Here is an 18,101-nt window from a genome sequence, read left to right on the forward strand (position 1 = left end):
GGGAGAACCCGCAGGCTCTCCCCTGTCTCAGTCCACTCAAGTATCTGAAACACATGTCATCATTTTATTCAGCGTACATCTTCTTCCTGCTTAATCATGCAATACCCCACTCCAATATGTGTCTTAATACTGGTCTCACACTTAGACAGCTTCTCTATCTTTTTCCGCAGAGTTGCCACATGCACTCTCAGAGAAGCAATGTCACTTTCAAAGGTGCTCCCCCATATCTCCTTTGTAAGATACGCATGGGTTAAGACCCTCCCGACATTTTGAGACAGCAAATATAGAATTTTATATTCCGTCGGTGTGAGATGTAATTCTTCTCCTCCTATATAGGCACACTGAAGCGAATAATCAACCTTTAGTGTTCCGTTGACAAAGACAGAGCTTTCCTGGTTCACAGCCTCTTTTAAGTAAGAAATTCTACGGCAGGTACTTCTGATTCTGGCCAGTAACTCTATTGTGGAAAAGGGTTTCGTCAGATAGTCATCTGCCCCCGCATCGAGTGCTTCTATTTTGTCTTTGTCTTCGCTTCTTGCTGTAATAACGATAATTGGTACCTTTGACCAGCTTCTTATTTTTTGGATCACCGCTACCCCGTCCATATCCGGCAGCCCCAAATCCAGCAATATAATGTCCGGCTGCCTGGTAGATGCCTCGATAATCGCCTGCGACCCATTCACTGCCACATGGTATTTATAACTTTCTGTCTCCAGTGCTGTCCCGATCAAATTCCGAATTGCTGCATCATCTTCTACAATTAAAATCTTACTGTTATTCATGAATTGCCACCTCCTCTGCTATTAACGTAAATCGGAAAATTGCTCCCTTCGGGGTATTATCAATCACATCTATACTCCCTCCATGTGCATTTACAATCGACTTGCATAATGCAAGTCCCAGACCGAGACTCCGGTTGGAATCTGCGACTCCCGTATTTGCGGTATAAAACATATCAAATATCCTTTCTTTATCTTCTGTACTGATTCCCCCGCCATTATCCGACACTTCTATGCGCACCATTCCATCCATTTTTCTCGTTCGAATGAAAATGGTACTTCCGGAGGGCGTGTATTTGATCGCATTGTCTACCAGATTAATGATGACCTGCACAATCAGTCGGGAGTCTGCTTTTACCAACTGCATCTCATCTTCCATCTTTAATTCGATATGATATTCTACGGATTTTCTATTGATATGCCGGAAGGCCTCTTCTATGATGTCTTCCAGCATTTCTGCATGCATTTTAATCGCCATGGTACCATCTTCAATCCGGGTAACCGATAATAGATTTTCTACCAGGTTAATCAACCACATGGAATCATCATAAATGTCTGTGCATATTTTCCGTCTGTTTTCTTCATTGAAATCATTTTGGAGCAACATACCTGCATTCCCGGAGATACTTGTCAGTGGCGTTCTCAGGTCATGAGAAATCGCACGCAGCAGATTCGCTCGCAGCTTCTCGCTATTGGCCTGTTCTGTGGCTTTTTCTTTGCTGTATCTCAGCGTCTCTCTCTCCATTGCCGCCGCTGCTTCTGACAGGACTGCAAACAACAGATTGCTCTCAAATGCTGCCAGGTTGTCATTTAATTTCATGGCGACTGCAATCACACCATATACTTCCTTTTCATTTCGAATTGCCAGATAGTAGCACTTCGCATTTCCGAGTGTTCCTGTCGATGCACCTGCTCTTTTTCGATTTTTATAGACCCAGGCCGCAACTGCCTGCTCACTATTTGTTATATATGCATCTCCGTTTGAAGTTTCCGGTGTTAAGGTCAGTCTTGGCTCCAACAGCACATTGTTTTCTGCTTTATAAAATACAATGTCACGATTTAATAATTTTACCAGTTGATCTGAAATAATTTTTCCGATACCGTCCACATTGTTTTCATCCTGTAATAATTGATTGGTATCTAATATTACCTGGGTCCGATAAGCTACCTTTGCCAGTTCCTTTGCCTGGAGCTTCATCTTCAGTGCCAGATTACTGGATATAAGTGCTGCCAGAAAGGTAATGAAAAAGGTAACTGGATAGCTCGAATCGTATGCCTGCAGCGAAAATCTCGGTTCCGTAAATAAAAAATTAAAGATAACCACACTGAAAATAGACAGGCAAAAGGTAAGCATTCGATTGGAAATCGTAATTCCTGAAATCATACCCCCCAATATGTAAACAATAATAATATTTGCCTCTGTAAAACCCATATGATAAAAACCAAGACCAATCAGCGTTGCGATTGCAAGAATTACTATGGATTTTGCGATGTCTTTCCAGGATATTTTTTCTATCGTTTCTTTCTTGGCAATTCCGGGCCGATAATTGGCCGGATCATCCGGTATCACGTAAATATCAAGATTCGGAGCTAACATGGTGAGTCTTTCTACAAAAGTTGTCCGTGGGAAAAGCCTTCTCTTTACATTACTTCTTCCAATTACCAGTTTGGAAACCCCGGAGGTTCTTGCATATTCTGCCATAATAAACGGGATGTCTTCTCCACATATTGTTTCAATTTTTGCCCCCAGCTGCTGCGCCAGATGAATGTTGCTCTTGAGACGTTTTTTGTCTTTTTCCCCTGAATTTTCAAAATCCGGAGATTCTACATACAGCCCTATGAAAACACCCCCGAAAGCCTGCGCCAGTCTGGCTGCGGTACGTATACTTTTCTCATTGGACGGAGATGCCGAGATTCCAACCATAATTTTTTCTTCGGTAAAGTATTCATGTCCACTTCTCTTTTTCGCCTTTTCCGACTGCCAGTTAACGCGGACTGCCGTTCTTCGAAGCGCCAGTTCCCGCAGTGCCGTCAGCTTCTCCTCGGTAAAAAAATGCTGAAGGGCTTTTTTTGCCTGAGATACCTTATATATCTTTCCTTCCTTCAGCCGATGGATTAATTCTGCCGGCTCTACATCCACCAGCTGTACTTCTTCGGCCAGGTCAAATACCCGGTCCGGGATTCTTTCTTTTACTCGAATCTCTGTAATGGATGCCACAATGTCACAGAGACTTTCTATATGCTGCACATTCACAGTTGTATACACATCAATCCCTGCGTGAAGGAGTTCTTCTACATCCTGATATCTCTTCTCGTGACGACTGCCAACTGCATTGGTATGCGCAAATTCGTCTACCAGTACAATCTGTGGTTTCCTCTGTAAAATTCCATCCAGATCCATTTCGTGAAGCAGCATTTTCTGATGCTCTACCTGCCTGACAGGAAGAACTTCCATTCCCTCCATCAGCTGCATCGTATCCGGGCGCATATGAGGCTCTATGTATCCACACACGATATCGATTCCTTTTGCTTTTTTTTCACTTGCCTCTTTTAGCATGGCGTAGGTTTTGCCTACCCCGGCCGCATACCCAAAAAATATTTTTAATTTCCCCTGGGTTGTCTTATCCTGCTCGCTTTGAATATGTTCTAATATTTCCTCGGGCTTTGGTCTTTGTATCTCCACAGCTTTCACTTCCTCTCAATTAACACGTTTAGGCTCAGATACCTATGGTCTGTATCTGAGCCTTTTACTTATTTCAAAATGCCTTCCAGCATCAAGTTTACTTTTAACACATTGACGGTGTTTTCACCAAAGATACCAAGTACTTTTTTTGTAGTACATGTATCAATCATCTGATTTACTTCCTCCTCCGTCAAATGGTTGTTTTTTGCAATGCGGGGGACTTGATACCTGGCTGCCGCCACCGAGATATCCGGATCTAGTCCACTTCCGGAACAAGTGACCAGATCCACCGGGATTTTTGACGTAGTACTCTCTGGATTTGCCGCCAGTATCATATCGACTCTTGCATCTACGATATCCTGAAAATCTTTGCTTTCGGGACTTAAATTGGATGGTCCGCTATACATCTGGTAATTTCCTTCTTCATCTTGAAACGTGGTCGTCGACAGGTTCATGACCCTGCCCCACATATGGTCTTTATCGGCAAATTCCTGGGCCAGTAATTCAGACCCGTATTTCACTCCATCCACTTCTATGATACTTCCATTGGCCTGCTTTGGGAACAGAAGATTTCCAAATCCTGTCACCACAGCCGTGTAGATAACTCCGCACAACACGGTCATAACCAGCACCAAACCTGCAGCTGTTCTTGCTGTATTCTTAAATAGTTTCATGTTTTTCTCACCCTTTCTGATGAATCTATGCAACGCCGATTACTCCGAGAAGCATATCTATAATTTTAATAAATATAAATGGGGTGATAATACCGCCCAGTCCATATACCAGTAAGTTCCCGGATAATAGCTTTCCTGCAGATACTTCTCTGTATTTTACCCCTTTTAATGCCAATGGAACCAAAGCTATTATGACAAGTGCATTATAGATAATAGCCGAGAGGACTGCACTCTGAGGACTTCTAAGCCCCATAATATTTAAGGCTGCAAGACCCGGATACAATCCGATAAACAGTGCCGGAATGATGGCAAAATATTTTGCCAGATCATTTGCAATACTAAAGGTAGTCAGGCTGCCTCTGGTCATTAACAATTGTTTTCCTATTCTTACGATGTCAATAAGCTTTGTCGGTGAAGAATCTAAATCCACCATATTTCCCGCTTCTTTTGCAGCCTGTGTACCACTGTTCATAGCAACTGCTACATCTGCCTGTGCCAGTGCCGGCGCGTCATTTGTTCCATCACCGGTCATCGCAACCAGATGACCCTTGGTCTGAAAATCACGAATCATCTCCAGCTTTCCTTCCGGCGTTGCCTCTGCAAGGAAATCATCTACCCCGGCCTCTGCTGCAATGGCTGCTGCCGTCAACGGATTGTCTCCTGTAATCATGATGGTCTTAATTCCCATCTTTCTTAAATCTGCAAATTTTTCCTGCACACCATCCTTGATGATATCTTTCAGATAAATCACACCCATAACTTTGTGATTCTTGGTAACTACCAGAGGTGTACCTCCTTTGGATGCGATTTGCTTTACAATTTCATCACATTTTTTGCTATATATCTGGCCTGCACTCTCTACATACTGCTGCATGGATTCTGCTGCACCTTTTCGAATTTCATTTCCGTCAAAATCCACACCGCTCATTCTTGTCGCCGCCGTAAATGGGATGAAGACCATATTTTTATCGCTCAGTTGTCTTTCTCTGATTCCGAATTTCTCTTTTGCGAGTATCACCACGCTTCTTCCCTCCGGTGTCTCATCTGCTAGGGATGATAACTGCGCTGCATCTGCCAGTTCTTTTTCGCTGATTCCATCCACCGGGAAGAATGCATCTGCCTGACGGTTACCAAGTGTAATGGTACCTGTTTTATCCAGCATCAGAATATCTACATCCCCTGCTGCTTCAATGGCTCTTCCACTCATTGCCAGCACATTTGCCTGATTTAACCGGCTCATACCTGCAATTCCGATTGCAGACAGCAGTGCACCGATTGTGGTCGGAGCCAGACAAACGAGTAATGCCACCAGAGTTGTAATCGATGTCGGATTGTCTATTCCCGCCTGGTTCGCTGAAAAAAGAGAATATGTATACAGCGACATGGTAACGAGGATAAATATGATGGAAAGGGCCACCAGGAAAATCTGTAATGCAATTTCATTTGGAGTCTTTTTTCTCGATGCGCCTTCTACCATTGCGATCATCTGATCCAGGAAACTTTTTCCTGCTTCGCTGGTCACTTCAACCACGATCCAATCAGACAATACGGTCGTTCCACCGGTTACCGCACTTCGATCTCCACCGCTCTCGCGGATGACCGGTGCGGACTCTCCGGTAATTGCGCTTTCATCTACAGAAGCCGCACCATCTACTACTTCTCCATCTGCAGGGATCTGTTCCCCTGCTTTTACAATGACCAGTTCCCCTTTTTTTAATGAAACGGAAGGTACGATCTGGATTTTTTCTTTTTCTGTTACGGATGGAATCTTATGTGCATCCACCTCTTTTTTGGCTGCCCTGAGCGAATCCGCCTGCGCCTTTCCCCTGCCTTCTGCAATGGCTTCTGCAAAGTTTGCAAATAATACGGTAAGCCACAATATAAGCGCAATCGCCAAGGTATAACCACTGGATGCATCTCCTATCCCAAAGAGTGATATTACCCACAATATACTGGTTAAAATTGCTGATATATACACCAGAAGCATGACCGGATTACCCGCCTGTGTTTTTGGATTTAATTTAATAAATGAATCTTTTACTGCTCTATTTAACATGTTCTTATCTGACATCTCAATTCACCTCCGGATGCTAACTGAAAAATTCTGCTAATGGTCCAAGTGCCAGCGCTGGGAAAAAGCTGAGTGCGCCAATCAATAAGACAACGAAGATGAGTAAAAATACAAACATTCCATTGCTTGTTGACAGTGTGCCTGCTGTTCTGGCTATCTTTTTCTTTTGCACCATATTGCCCGCTATCGCAAGAATTCCTACAATCGGAACAAATCTGGCAAATAACATACATGCTCCCAGGCTTAAGTTCAAAAATACTGTATCTGCCCCAAATCCGGCAAATGCGGAACCATTGTTCCCAGATGCTGAGGAGAATGCATAGAGCATTTCAGAAAATCCATGCGCTCCCGTATTATTCAGGCTGTCTGTGATTCCAGGTAATGCCGCTGCAATTCCACTGCCAACTAAAATTGCAATTGGAGTAGCCAGGCAGACGAGCACCGCCCATTTCATTTCGTAAGGTTCTATCTTTTTTCCAAGGTACTCCGGTGTACGGCCTACCATTAATCCTGCGATAAATACCGTCAGTATTGCAAATGCAAGCATTCCATATAATCCACAGCCAACTCCGCCAAAGATAACCTCTCCAAGCTGCATTAACAACATTACAACCATACCACCAAGCGGGGTAAAACTATCATGCATCGAGTTTACCGATCCATTGGATGCCGCTGTAGTAAATACGCCCCACGTAGAGGACGCTGCAATACCGAACCGCGATTCCTTACCTTCCATATTACCGCCGGCCTGATCGGTTGTTCCAGTATCTAACATTTGATTTTCTGTCAATACCGTCGGGGCAGTCTGCTCTGCTACTGCTACTGAACCAAGCGCTACTGCCAGAACAATAAACATAGCTAAGAATACTGCTTTTCCCTGTTTCTTATCCTTTATGCTTCTCCCAAATGAAAAACAGAGAGATGCCGGTATCAATAAAATCGATAACATTTCAATCAGATTGCTCCACCAGGTCGGGTTCTCCAGCGGATGAGCAGAATTGACGCCATAATATCCGCCTCCATTGGTTCCCAGCTGCTTGATTGCCACCTGGCTTGCTGCGAAACCAAGTGGTACAACTTCCTCGGTGACCACCTGCGCATCCTCAAGCAACACGCCATTTACACGAACTTGATTGTCTTCTATAACCGCATCTTCTATGATGTTCCCTTCCGTATCCACAGCAACCGGCTCTACCAGCTTAACAGACTCTGCTGCATTTGGACTTTGTGTCACTCCCTGAGACACTAAAAATACTGATTCTATGAGAGCCAGTGGAATTAACACGTAGAGTACCGATCTGGTTAAATCGGTCCAGAAGTTTCCAATTCCTTTTTCTTTCACTCTCATAAATCCTCTGATCAGAGCAAATAATACGGCCATTCCTGTTCCTGCTGAAACAAAGTTTTGAACCGTCAAGCCCAATGCCTGAGAGAGATAGCTCAATTGACTCTCTCCACTGTAAGCCTGCCAATTGGTATTGGTAATAAAACTAATGGCTGTATTCAGAGATAAATCCCAACTCATTCCCCCCACATGCTGTGGATTTCCAAATAAGTGGCCCTGCAGCATCTGCAGCAGAAACAGCACCAGCAGACCAAATCCACTGAATAACAAAACACTTCCCAAATACCGTTTCCAGTTCATCTCCTCGTCTTCTTTTACCCGGAGGACTTTATAGATTCCTTTTTCACATGGTCGAATCACTTTAGACAACCATACTTTTTCTCCATTCATTACCTTGCTGATATATTTTCCCAAGGGTATTGCCAAAATCACTAATAACACCATGTATAACACATATTGCACAATAAGGCCCATTACTTTTCATCTCCTTTCAATAAAATGATTATGTAATAAATCAATAACGCTGTAATGCAAACTCCAATCAATGCGACGATAAACTGCATAGTTCTTTGCCTCCTTCTTCCGCTAACTCTAAATAATCCTCGTTACCATAGCAGCACGTTCCTGTAGAACAAAAAGCTCCATATTGCTTCAAATTACTTTTCGCCGGAACATAAGTTGGGTCTAAGGCATAGGCCGCACGAAAATGTTTCATTGCCTGAGTATGATTATGTTCTTTTTCCAACAGGATTCCCATTAAATTATGTGGGATTGCTGAATGCGGATTTTTCTGCATAGCCAATGTAACTTTATTTTCGCCTTCATTGTAATGAGCCCTTTGGATGTCACTTTTCACTTCATCGATCAATGCACTATATTCTTTCATAAAAACAGCCCCCTTAACACCAATTCTAAAATGTGTCTATCTGATAACAAGATAACAATATCACTTCACATTTTAAATTGGTGTTAAGGAGGCTTTGCTTTGTATAAAGCATCTATAAAGTTTTTTGTATTCTGACTGCCCGGCATCCCTCATCAACATCATTATGACAATCCTATTGGGCATCCACTGATGTGAGTTTCCTACCGTCGCACTTCTTAATAGACTCTACTTTTTCATATTATCACCTTTTACAGGCAACTTAATTAATACGATTCTTTACGCTCTGAATCCATGTTTCTATAGATTTTGCCAAAATGTATTGTTGCTCTAAAACATCAAGACCAGTTTTTGGTATTTCATCCCTATCCTCTTTCTCATTTCTGTTTTCTTCCAACTGGTCTTTCAAAATCTTTATGTTTTTCTCGATGTTCGCAATACATTGTCTCTGTTGTTCTGGCGGAATGCATTCAATATTTACAATCACTGCATTAAAGTCCAGGAAAAATCGAATTGGCTCATTCGATATTTCATTCATTAATTTTTCTAATTCTTTATTTCCCGCATCTGTCAGTGAATAAATCACCTTATCTGCAAGATTTTCACCCTGAACGGTGGTACTGCTCACCAATCCTTTTCCCTCTAACTGAATCACTTTTTTATAAATCGATGGTGTGCTGATTTTCACCCACTTAGAAATGTTCCGGTATTCTACTAATTTTTGAATATCATAGGCACTCATAGACTTATTTTTTAACATTCCGAGTACAATTAGATCAATAGTTGCCATATTTTCCTCCTTGACAAGTGCTATAATTTATAGTACTATACGTTTTGTTCTTAACTACTGTAATTTACAGTACTTCATTTACAGTTTCATGTCAAGCGAAAGGAGATATTACTTATGAATGAACAAAACAAAAAAATGCAGTTACTCGGCAGCGTTCCTATCCCCAAAGCATTGTTAACCCTCGGTCTTCCCTCAATGGCAGGAATGTTGATTAATGCACTTTACAACCTGGTTGACACCTATTTTGTAGGTGGACTTGGCACAAATCAGATGGGAGCCGTCACCGTGGTCTTTCCCTTAGGACAAATTGTGGTGGGGCTTGGTCTCCTCTTCGGTAATGGTGCCGCTGCATATTTGTCACGCCTATTAGGACAAGGCGATAAAAAGACTGCCGGAAGAGTGGCTGCCACGGCCCTCTATAGCAGCGTGGGGATTGGTGTCATAGCAATTGCCCTGTCACTAGTTTTTATGCCATTTATCTTAAAGCTACTCGGTGCAAGGGAGGATATTATGTCCTATGCGCTTAATTATTCCTATATCTACATTGGTTTTTCCATCTTCAATATTTTTAATGTAACCATGAATAACATTGTGTCCAGTGAAGGCGCAACAAAAACAGCCATGTATGCTTTGCTTTGTGGTGCTGTTCTAAATATTGTTCTGGATCCTATCTTGATCTACGCACTGCATCTTGGTGTTGCAGGCGCAGCAATCGCAACCGCTCTATCGCAGATGATTTCTTTTACTATTTATCTTATTTATATACTACGAAAAAAGAGTGTCTTTTCTTTCCGTATCTCAGAATATTGCATTGGGAATGGTGTTATGCCTGAAATTTTAAAAATAGGCATTCCAACCCTGCTCTTTCAGATTCTCACCAGTGTATCCATTGCGATGATCAACAAGGCTGCAACTGTATATGGAACCTCTGCACTCGCAGCCATGGGACCTGTCACAAAAATTATGACTGTGGGAACGCTGATTGTGTTCGGATTCTTGAAAGGCTTTCAGCCAATTGCCGGTTTTAGCTATGGTGCTGGAAATTACGTTCGCTTGAATGAAGCCATTAGAATATCTATCCTTATGTCAACTGGTTTTTGTATGGTTTTCGGAATCACCTCATTCCTACTTGCTCCACACATCGTTTCTTTATTTACTAAAGATGATCTGGATATGATTCGAATTGGGATATTTGCACTGAGAGCTAACAGTATCAGTTTTATGCTTTTTGGATTCTATACGGTATATTCTTTCCTTTTTCTCGTCATGGGAAAGGCAAAAGAAGGTTGCTTTCTTGGGGCTTGCAGACAGGGTATTTGTTTTCTTCCAGCCATTTTGATTCTCCCTCGTTTATTTGGTCTGAATGGCATTTTATTTGCACAACCTGTCGCCGATATTCTGACCGTTCTAATTACCATTGTTATGGCAGTACGCTTTCAAAAAGATACGCATGATTTTACGCTACTGCGGTGAGCAGGATTATTACTTTGAGCAGATATTTGTAAAAGTTAAATGGACAGCAAAACAGCGCCCGGTGAAACGATCTTCACCAGGCGCTGTTGTTAAGCTATGGGTTATCTGTTATATTTTTTCCTTTTGCAATAAAGTAGGTATACATTTCTTTCCATAGTGTCCTCCAATGTATTGAATTTTTTGTCTCTATATCATAATTATACATTAACTTTTTGTCAAATACGTAATGAATATTTAGTCTCCATATCAATCATTTTTTCAATAAGGACGTTAAAAAGGTTAGAAGAAATCTCTTTTTCTTTTGACCTTGATTATATTTCTGTTATAGAATAACAAATTCTTCTGCGTTCACCCTGTAACTAAATGTCAATAGTTTTTTTATCACTTCTTAAGTTAAGAATGCAGCAAAAAGCACCAGATTTATCTCGTTATCTGATGCTTTCAGTTCTTGCCTTAGTTACTATAAAATTTTCCTACATATCAAACAGGTCACTATGTGTTCCCGTATCTACCAACGTCAAAGTCAGCACATCATCTTCCACCAGGTAAATAAGTAACCAATCAGGTTGTATATGACATTCTCTAAATCCGTCATATTTTCCTTTAAGTTCATTGTCTCTATTTTTCTCATCCAGCGTAACACCAGTTCGAATTTTCTCAATTATGTCTTGAAGCAATGACAAATCTAAGCCTCGCTTTTTAGCGAGTTTAAAACTCTTTTTGAATTTTCCAGTCCATTTCACTTCATAGGTCATACATTAAGCTCCTTAAACATTTCATCCATATCTGTATAACCTTTTACAGAGGTGTCTTTACTAATTTTCTTCGCTTCTTCCATTGCCTCAATAACCTCTAGTCTATACTGTGGTAACTCAACTGTAAATGGCAACCCCCCACGTAAAACGCACTGTTTCAAAAATATATTCATAGCACCCGACATATCCATTCCAAGCTGAGAAAAAAGATCCGTTGCCTGTTTCTTCAATGTTTCATCTATTCTTATCTGTGTTGGTACTGTAGCCATAATATCACACTCCTTTATAATTAACTCCCATTATCTGTTACTAACAGTATATTCGTTTTGATTTACATTGTCAATCATTTGTATTGCATTCATATGTCAAAAAATTTTTCCACTCCTTATTATCTCCCATATATTCAAAAATATCTTCATCTCGAAAGCACTTCATCAAATTCATTCTTAGTTCTTCAATAAATTTCGAATCTGTATCTTTGAATTTCATATGTTCATATAAGAGTGAAAATCTGAAATCCTGTAATGTATCCACACATTCTAACATTTGCTGTGCCAATCTTAAAGTTTGCTCGACATTTTTCTCAGCAGTAACCAAATCCAGCTCACCTGAAATCTCATGGTATTTGCCCATATCAAAAATTTTTGTTAGCTCTCTCTGTTTTTTCAACATCAAATGCGCTTTCTTTTTATTATGCTCCTGCATATTAAGAATATATAAGTTTTGAAAGACCATCGATAAACTCTGATATCCCGAAAACAGCAATTCCTCATATGTTTTATAAGCTTCCTCCGTCCTGTCAGTCTTTTCATAGATGACTGCCTGCTTCCTTTTTCTCTCTGGATTCTGAATTGAAAAATACTGCAAATATTCCTCAGCCTTTTCATATTGCTCTTTTCGTATGTAGAATGAAAATAGAGAATCGGCTGCGCTATTTCTAACTCTTTCTTCTGTACTGCTCAACGCTCGCTCATACCAGCTACGGATAAACCCTTGATATTTGTTAGTATCCTCAATACCCCAAAACATATACCTGGCATCAAGGACAGCTGCTATCTGCCAGATTAACTGCTCACAGTTTGGATATTTTTCGATTATGCTTTTCGCCCACTGAAATACTTCATCATAGCTTTGTCTGTTCAATTTATCGTTCATATCCATGATCAGTTGATTAATTTCAGTTGTTGTGAGCTCACTTTCAAATGACAGAAGGGTATCAACACTGATTCCCAGTAATCTTGCGATTGGAGTCAGCAAAGAAATATCCGGCATGGATTTACTATTTTCCCACTTGTTGACTGCAGGGGCTGTTACCCCCAATCGTCCTGCCATCTCTTCCTGTGTTATATTTTTATCTAATCTATACTTTCGAATCACTTCTCCTATTTGCATTTAGAAAACCTCCCATCTCTTGATATGTTTTATTGTACCAAGAGACCGAAGGTTTTACTACTGAATCAGCATTATATTTTATTCATAAAAATTAACCATCGTTCATTTTGTAGAAAACTAATAAAGATTAACAAACTCTTTCTTATCACCCCAAAAACAACTAAGTCAATTCTTGTACTTATCAAGAAACAATTTCTGCAATCAATAAATTTATCATTTACGTCACACTGGCAGTGAGTCTTTTACACAAAGTGCTCCCCAGCCAACATTTGAATTTGGATATTCTGTAAACCCCGGCAGCTGTTTTGCCCCACTTCTCAGATACGCTTTCACCTTCTCCCCATACAGATACCGGTCATTCCCCTGCACAATCCCCCATTCCATCAACAGCGCTGCACTCCCGGTCACGAAAGGTGTGGCAAATGAGGTTCCGGTCACCTCTCCATACCCGCCCCCTGCAACAGGAGCCGTGATGTTTACTCCGGGGGCTGCAAGATCCGGCTTACTGATGTTGCTTTGCAGTACCGGATTATCAATCCGCGGCCCGCGGCCTGAGAAATCCGCATAGGAAAAATCCAGCGCATTATATGCTCCCACGGTGACCGCCCGACCTGCTGTGGATGGTATTGTCTGCGTCAGTTCGGAGGATGGCTTTAAAAATGCAGTTCCAACATTCAGCGCACTCTGACTCGGGAGCCACATCTCATATGCACCGGTTGTCACGGTGCCGGACTCCAGAACAATATTCCAGATTCCACTGTCGATATAACTCTGGCGCGGCAGCAGATCTATGTAGACCTCCTGTCTGGTACTGTAGGGGCTGGGCTCACCATAGTACAGCAAGATCTCGGTCTGTCCCAGCAGAAAGCGCTGTGATCCGAGCCGCTGTTCAAAAGATCCCACCTGAACCCCCGACGGACTGATCAGGGAAATGCGCACTTCATCCTCATAGTATTTCCACACCTGAATGCTGACCGTTGGCTCCCGCTCCTGCACTGCCAACTGGATCTGCTGGACTGAATCTGCTTCCAGTCTCCCGGAGACATGCCCGGCGCTGGTTCCCTCATTTCCGCTGCCGATACAAATCACATTTTTCCAGTTATCGGCAATATCGTCGATAAACCTCTCCAGCAGAGAGGAGCCGTCGTGAGAGCCATAGGTATTTCCAAAGCTGATATTTACCGCTACGGGCATACCGGCCTGCTGTGCCTTTCGCACCACGTAATCCAATCCCTGCATCAGTTCGGTTGTTCTGGGAAATCCTTCCTTTCTTGGACTGCCAAGCTTCACCACAAGCAGTGGACTTTTGGGTGCCATCCCCGCAAACTGCGCGCCCGGACTTGCTGCGCCGTTCCCCGCTGCGATCCCCGCTACCGATGTTCCATGGCCGGAGGTATCCTGACTCGGCACCACCGCCCGCCGCTGATCCTCCCGCTCCTTCTGCAGCGCTTCATTGATCTGTTGTGCCGGGTACTCTGTCCCGATCAGATATCCCTCCGGCGGACTTCCCGCTATGGTCTGGTCCCACAGCGCCATAATCCGTGTAGTTCCATCCTCGTTTCGAAAATCTCTGTTGGAATAATCAATTCCACTGTCGAGAATCGCTACGATCACCCCGTCCCCGGACAAAGAAAAGGGAGGCCGGGTCACTGCATTTATGCAGGACACCCGTCTCCCATTCGCCACCTGGAAAAACAGCCGCTTAGGCTTTTCCACGTATTCAATTTGTGGCAGCAAAACCAGCTGGTCGATCCGGTCTTCTCCAATTGTAACAATCGCATAACCGTTACTCAGTTCAGTGACTGCTGCCCCGAGCGCTCTCACCGCGTCCAGATTGCCGGAGTAGCGCACAATCAGATCCCATTCCCGGTCAATCGGATTGTAGCCCACATCCAGTTCCAGAGATTTCTCCCGCTCCTCCGCTGTCGCATCCAGTGCCAGATTGAGCAAATTCTCCGCTTTCTGACTCATACTACATTCCCCTTTTACGTCCCATTGTCTTCTTTTCTGCTCTGATTTTTCTGTTTTGATTTCTCGGCTTCGATTTTTCTTTGTCATGACCTCTCTGTGTTGGTTTCTTTGCTTTTGCTGTCTGCCGTATCAGAACAGATTCTGTCAGTCCGAAGCAGCTTCCACCGCACGATCATCCATACCCATATATGGCGCAAACGATAACGGAATGAAATATCCTTTTTCATGGCGGCACACCGGACAGACCTCCGGCACTCTTCTCCCTTCATGAATATAGCCGCAGTTCATGCACATCCATCTCCCATTCTGTTCCCTCTCATAAAAGGTATGATCCTCCATCATCTGCCGCAGTTTTTCAAATCTTTCCGCATGAACATGCTCAATTTCCGCAATCTGGTAAAACGCTGACGCCGCCTCCAGGAATCCCTCTTCCTTCGCCACATCCCCGAACGCTGGATACACGTCCTTGTATTCTGCCATCTCATTGTGTCCCGCCGCCTTCAGCGCTGCCCCGATCGGATCCTTGGGATCCACCGGATAGCCGCCGTCCACCTCGATTGTCTCCCCCGTCAGCTGTGACAACAGTTCATAGTAACGCTCCGCATGGGCACGTTCCTGCTCCGCTGTAAATGTAAATATATCTGCCAGCGCATACATCCCCTGCTTCTTTGCCTCCTCCGCAGCGATCGTGTAACGATTCCGCGCCTGGCTCTCACCTGCAAATGCACGCATCAGATTCTCTTTTGTCCTGCTTTCTTTTAAGTCAACAGCCATCCTTACACACTCCTTTCTTCTCTTACAGTAGTATGCCGGATGGCTGATAAAATATTCATATGAAGTTATATCTGCTTTAGTTAAATCCAAACAATCTGCGGGCCACAACATAAGCCATGGACGAAACCTTTCTTCCCTGGCGTCCCGGCAGATTCATGGTCTGCCCCAGAATGCCATACCGTATCTTCCAGTAGATCCTGTAGTCCTTGCGCTTTAGATAATCCCAGAGTTCCTGCTTCTTCTTCAGATTCTCCGGTTTCTTGGAACGAATCAGCAGAATCGAGGAGACCGTCATCATAATCGCCAGATAATTGATCATATACCTGCGCAGTTTTTTATTCTGTATCGCATGTAGATCATACATATTGATCATCGTCTTCGTCACAAAAATCTGCTGATCCACACGACTGATCATAATCTTTTCATTGACCGACTGATCCTCACGTCCGATGTAATAACGGTAAAAATCCGTATTAATATAATAAATTGTCCTGACCGAAGGGAGTGGGTAATACACATAAATGTTATCTACATAAAATGTATGCTTCGGCAGCTGCAGCTGGCAGAGCTTGAGCATCTCCGTCCTGTAGATGACCGAGTGCATCAGAATATACTGCCCCACATGAAAATGCCTCATATCACTCCAGTGAAACACTTCCTCGACCGGAAGTACATTGTTATAATTTATAACCCTCTTGTGAGCCGCCCCCTCTTTTTCATACACATAATTTGCAAGAATCATGTCCACTTCCTCATCGGTGTCGACAAACCGCTTCACCGCATCGAGAATCTTGAACAGCGATGCCTTATCCACCCAGTCATCACTGTCGACCACCTTGAAGTATACCCCCCTCGCATTGTTCAGCCCCACGTTCACAGCGTCCCCATGCCCGCCATTTTCCTTGTTGATTGCACGGACAATGGTCGGGTATTTCTCCGCATATTTCTTGGCGATCTTAGCTGTCTTGTCCGTAGACCCGTCATTTACGATCAGAATTTCAACATCCTCTCCGCCCTTTAGTATTGATTTGATTGCCTGTTCCATGTAATCCTGAGAATTATAGCATGGAATTGCAAATGAAATGTATTTCATAATCTGCACCTCTTTTTGTTCGATAAGATAAATTTCTCCTATCCTTCACAACCTGATTTTCTCTTCTGTCAGTAAACAGTATACTTTATATTTTTGATTTTTCCAACCCGAAGATTGTAAAATACGATATTTTCCTCTATACTTAGATGAAGCGAACGCTCAACAACGCCCTCTGTAAAAAAAAGTACACCAAAACTATATCAGATTTACACGGCACAAGCTTTTAAGAACTAATTTTCAATCAGGATTCAAACGGAGGTATCACATGAAGAAAAATGTAATTGTCGGACAATCCGGCGGACCAACTGCAGTCATTAACGGAAGTCTCTACGGAACAGTCTGTGAAGCTTTAAGAAAAACGGATGATTTCGAACATGTATATGGAATGTTGAATGGCATCGAGGGATTCCTGCACGATAAGATGATGGATATGTCCACACTGGCAGAAACAGGTGAGCTGGAACTCCTCAAAACCACACCTGGTTCCTATCTCGGTTCCTGCCGTTATAAACTTCCGGAGGATTTATCTGATCCCGTATTTCCACATCTGTTTGAAAAATTCAAGCAGTACAACATCGGATATTTCTTCTACATCGGCGGAAACGATTCCATGGATACCGTAAGCAAGCTGTCACGCTACGCCAGCCAGACCGGCAGTGACATTCGAATCCTTGGACTGCCAAAGACCATCGACAATGATCTGGTTGAGACCGACCACACTCCGGGATTCGCCAGTGCTGCGAAGTATGTAGCATCCACGGTTCGCGAGATTTCAATAGACGCCAGTGTTTACGATAACAAAAAATCTGTCACCATCATTGAGATCATGGGACGCCATGCAGGATGGCTCGCTGCCTCCAGTGTCCTCGCCCGCAAGTTTGAGGGAGACAATCCGGTACTCATCTATCTTCCGGAGGTTGCGTTTGATCCAGATGAATTTATCGGTAAAGTAAAACAGGCTCTGGAGGACACCCCGAATCTGGTCGTATGCATCTCGGAAGGGATCAACGACGGTAACGGAACCTTTATCTGCGAGCTTGCAAGTGATGTCGGTGTAGATAACTTCGGACACAAGATGTTGACCGGTTCCGGCAAGTATCTGGAGAATCTCGTGAAAGAAAAGCTCGGTGTCAAGGTTCGCTCTGTGGAGCTCAATGTCAGCCAGCGCTGCTCTTCCGGTCTGCTCTCCAGAACGGATCTGGATGAGGCAATCGCTTCCGGAGCATTTGCTGTCAACAACGCACTCGCCGGGGAAACCGGTTATATGATCGCTTTTGAGCGGATCAGCGATGAACCTTATACATTAAAATGTACTTTAAAAGATGGTAACTGTTCAGAACCCCCTTGGGGAACTAATTAATTTTTGTACAAAACAGAGAATTTTTAAAACCTGTTTTGCGATATTATTTCGGTAATTG

General features: G+C 43.1%; 15 protein-coding genes. 2 read left to right on the top strand and 13 right to left on the bottom strand.

Annotated elements, in window-relative coordinates; genetic code table 11:
* Positions 1-68: 68 nt before the first annotated feature.
* From BUB85_RS07020 to BUB85_RS07050, 7 genes are all read right to left on the bottom strand, one after another.
* Positions 69-782, bottom strand: coding sequence for a response regulator transcription factor (locus BUB85_RS07020; protein ID WP_073107483.1), 714 nt, complete (start codon positions 780-782; stop codon positions 69-71).
* Entirely contained in the window at positions 775-3,462 is a 2,688-nt protein-coding gene (locus tag BUB85_RS07025) for a sensor histidine kinase (protein ID WP_073107487.1), read from the bottom strand. The genes BUB85_RS07020 and BUB85_RS07025 overlap by 8 nt, the downstream gene beginning before the upstream one ends.
* A gap of 68 nt (positions 3,463-3,530) precedes the next feature.
* On the bottom strand, positions 3,531-4,136 hold the full coding sequence (gene kdpC / locus BUB85_RS07030) for a potassium-transporting ATPase subunit KdpC (protein WP_073107528.1): 606 nt from the start codon (positions 4,134-4,136) through the stop codon (positions 3,531-3,533).
* 25 nt (positions 4,137-4,161) lie between these two features.
* Positions 4,162-6,207: a potassium-transporting ATPase subunit KdpB gene (gene kdpB / locus BUB85_RS07035; RefSeq protein ID WP_073107490.1), complete on the bottom strand. Its 2,046-nt coding sequence runs from the start codon at positions 6,205-6,207 to the stop codon at positions 4,162-4,164.
* A 19-nt stretch (positions 6,208-6,226) separates the two neighbouring features.
* Positions 6,227-8,026 carry a potassium-transporting ATPase subunit KdpA gene (gene kdpA, locus BUB85_RS07040; protein ID WP_073107493.1) on the bottom strand — a complete coding sequence of 600 codons (1,800 nt, stop codon included), beginning with the start codon at positions 8,024-8,026 and terminating at the stop codon, positions 6,227-6,229.
* A gap of 67 nt (positions 8,027-8,093) precedes the next feature.
* Positions 8,094-8,438, bottom strand: coding sequence for a hypothetical protein (locus BUB85_RS07045; protein ID WP_073107496.1), 345 nt, complete (start codon positions 8,436-8,438; stop codon positions 8,094-8,096).
* A gap of 259 nt (positions 8,439-8,697) precedes the next feature.
* On the bottom strand, positions 8,698-9,225 hold the full coding sequence (locus BUB85_RS07050; RefSeq protein WP_073107499.1) for a PadR family transcriptional regulator: 528 nt from the start codon (positions 9,223-9,225) through the stop codon (positions 8,698-8,700).
* Positions 9,226-9,339: 114 nt separating this feature from the next.
* Between BUB85_RS07050 and BUB85_RS07055 the strand changes: the two genes are divergently transcribed.
* Positions 9,340-10,698: an MATE family efflux transporter gene (locus BUB85_RS07055; RefSeq protein WP_073107502.1), complete on the top strand. Its 1,359-nt coding sequence runs from the start codon at positions 9,340-9,342 to the stop codon at positions 10,696-10,698.
* A gap of 473 nt (positions 10,699-11,171) precedes the next feature.
* On the opposite strand, the gene BUB85_RS07060 is transcribed toward BUB85_RS07055, so the two are convergent.
* The 6 genes from BUB85_RS07060 to BUB85_RS07085 all read right to left on the bottom strand — a co-directional run bounded on the left by BUB85_RS07060 (position 11,172) and on the right by BUB85_RS07085 (position 16,683).
* A complete protein-coding gene (locus tag BUB85_RS07060) occupies positions 11,172-11,453 on the bottom strand; it encodes a type II toxin-antitoxin system YafQ family toxin (protein WP_073107506.1) in 282 nt (93 codons plus the stop codon).
* Positions 11,450-11,722: a type II toxin-antitoxin system RelB/DinJ family antitoxin gene (locus BUB85_RS07065; protein ID WP_073107508.1), complete on the bottom strand. Its 273-nt coding sequence runs from the start codon at positions 11,720-11,722 to the stop codon at positions 11,450-11,452. Before BUB85_RS07065 ends, BUB85_RS07060 begins: the two co-directional genes overlap by 4 nt.
* 70 nt (positions 11,723-11,792) lie before the next feature.
* Complete coding sequence (locus BUB85_RS07070; protein WP_073107511.1) at positions 11,793-12,845, bottom strand: helix-turn-helix domain-containing protein; 1,053 nt, start codon at positions 12,843-12,845, stop codon at positions 11,793-11,795.
* Positions 12,846-13,067: 222 nt separating this feature from the next.
* Entirely contained in the window at positions 13,068-14,816 is a 1,749-nt protein-coding gene (locus tag BUB85_RS07075; protein ID WP_073107531.1) for a S8 family peptidase, read from the bottom strand.
* A 144-nt stretch (positions 14,817-14,960) separates the two neighbouring features.
* The gene (rbr, locus tag BUB85_RS07080; RefSeq protein WP_073107514.1) at positions 14,961-15,590 is read right to left on the bottom strand and encodes a rubrerythrin; all 630 of its coding nucleotides are present in this window, start codon (positions 15,588-15,590) and stop codon (positions 14,961-14,963) included.
* Positions 15,591-15,666: 76 nt separating this feature from the next.
* On the bottom strand, positions 15,667-16,683 hold the full coding sequence (locus BUB85_RS07085) for a glycosyltransferase family 2 protein (protein WP_073107517.1): 1,017 nt from the start codon (positions 16,681-16,683) through the stop codon (positions 15,667-15,669).
* Between the two features lie 265 nt (positions 16,684-16,948).
* On the opposite strand from BUB85_RS07085, the gene BUB85_RS07090 reads away from it, so the two are divergent.
* A complete protein-coding gene (locus tag BUB85_RS07090) occupies positions 16,949-18,043 on the top strand; it encodes a 6-phosphofructokinase (RefSeq protein ID WP_084533942.1) in 1,095 nt (364 codons plus the stop codon).
* Positions 18,044-18,101: the final 58 nt, after the last annotated feature.

The organism is Hespellia stercorisuis DSM 15480, assembly GCF_900142165.1.
GTDB lineage: Bacteria > Bacillota > Clostridia > Lachnospirales > Lachnospiraceae > Hespellia > Hespellia stercorisuis.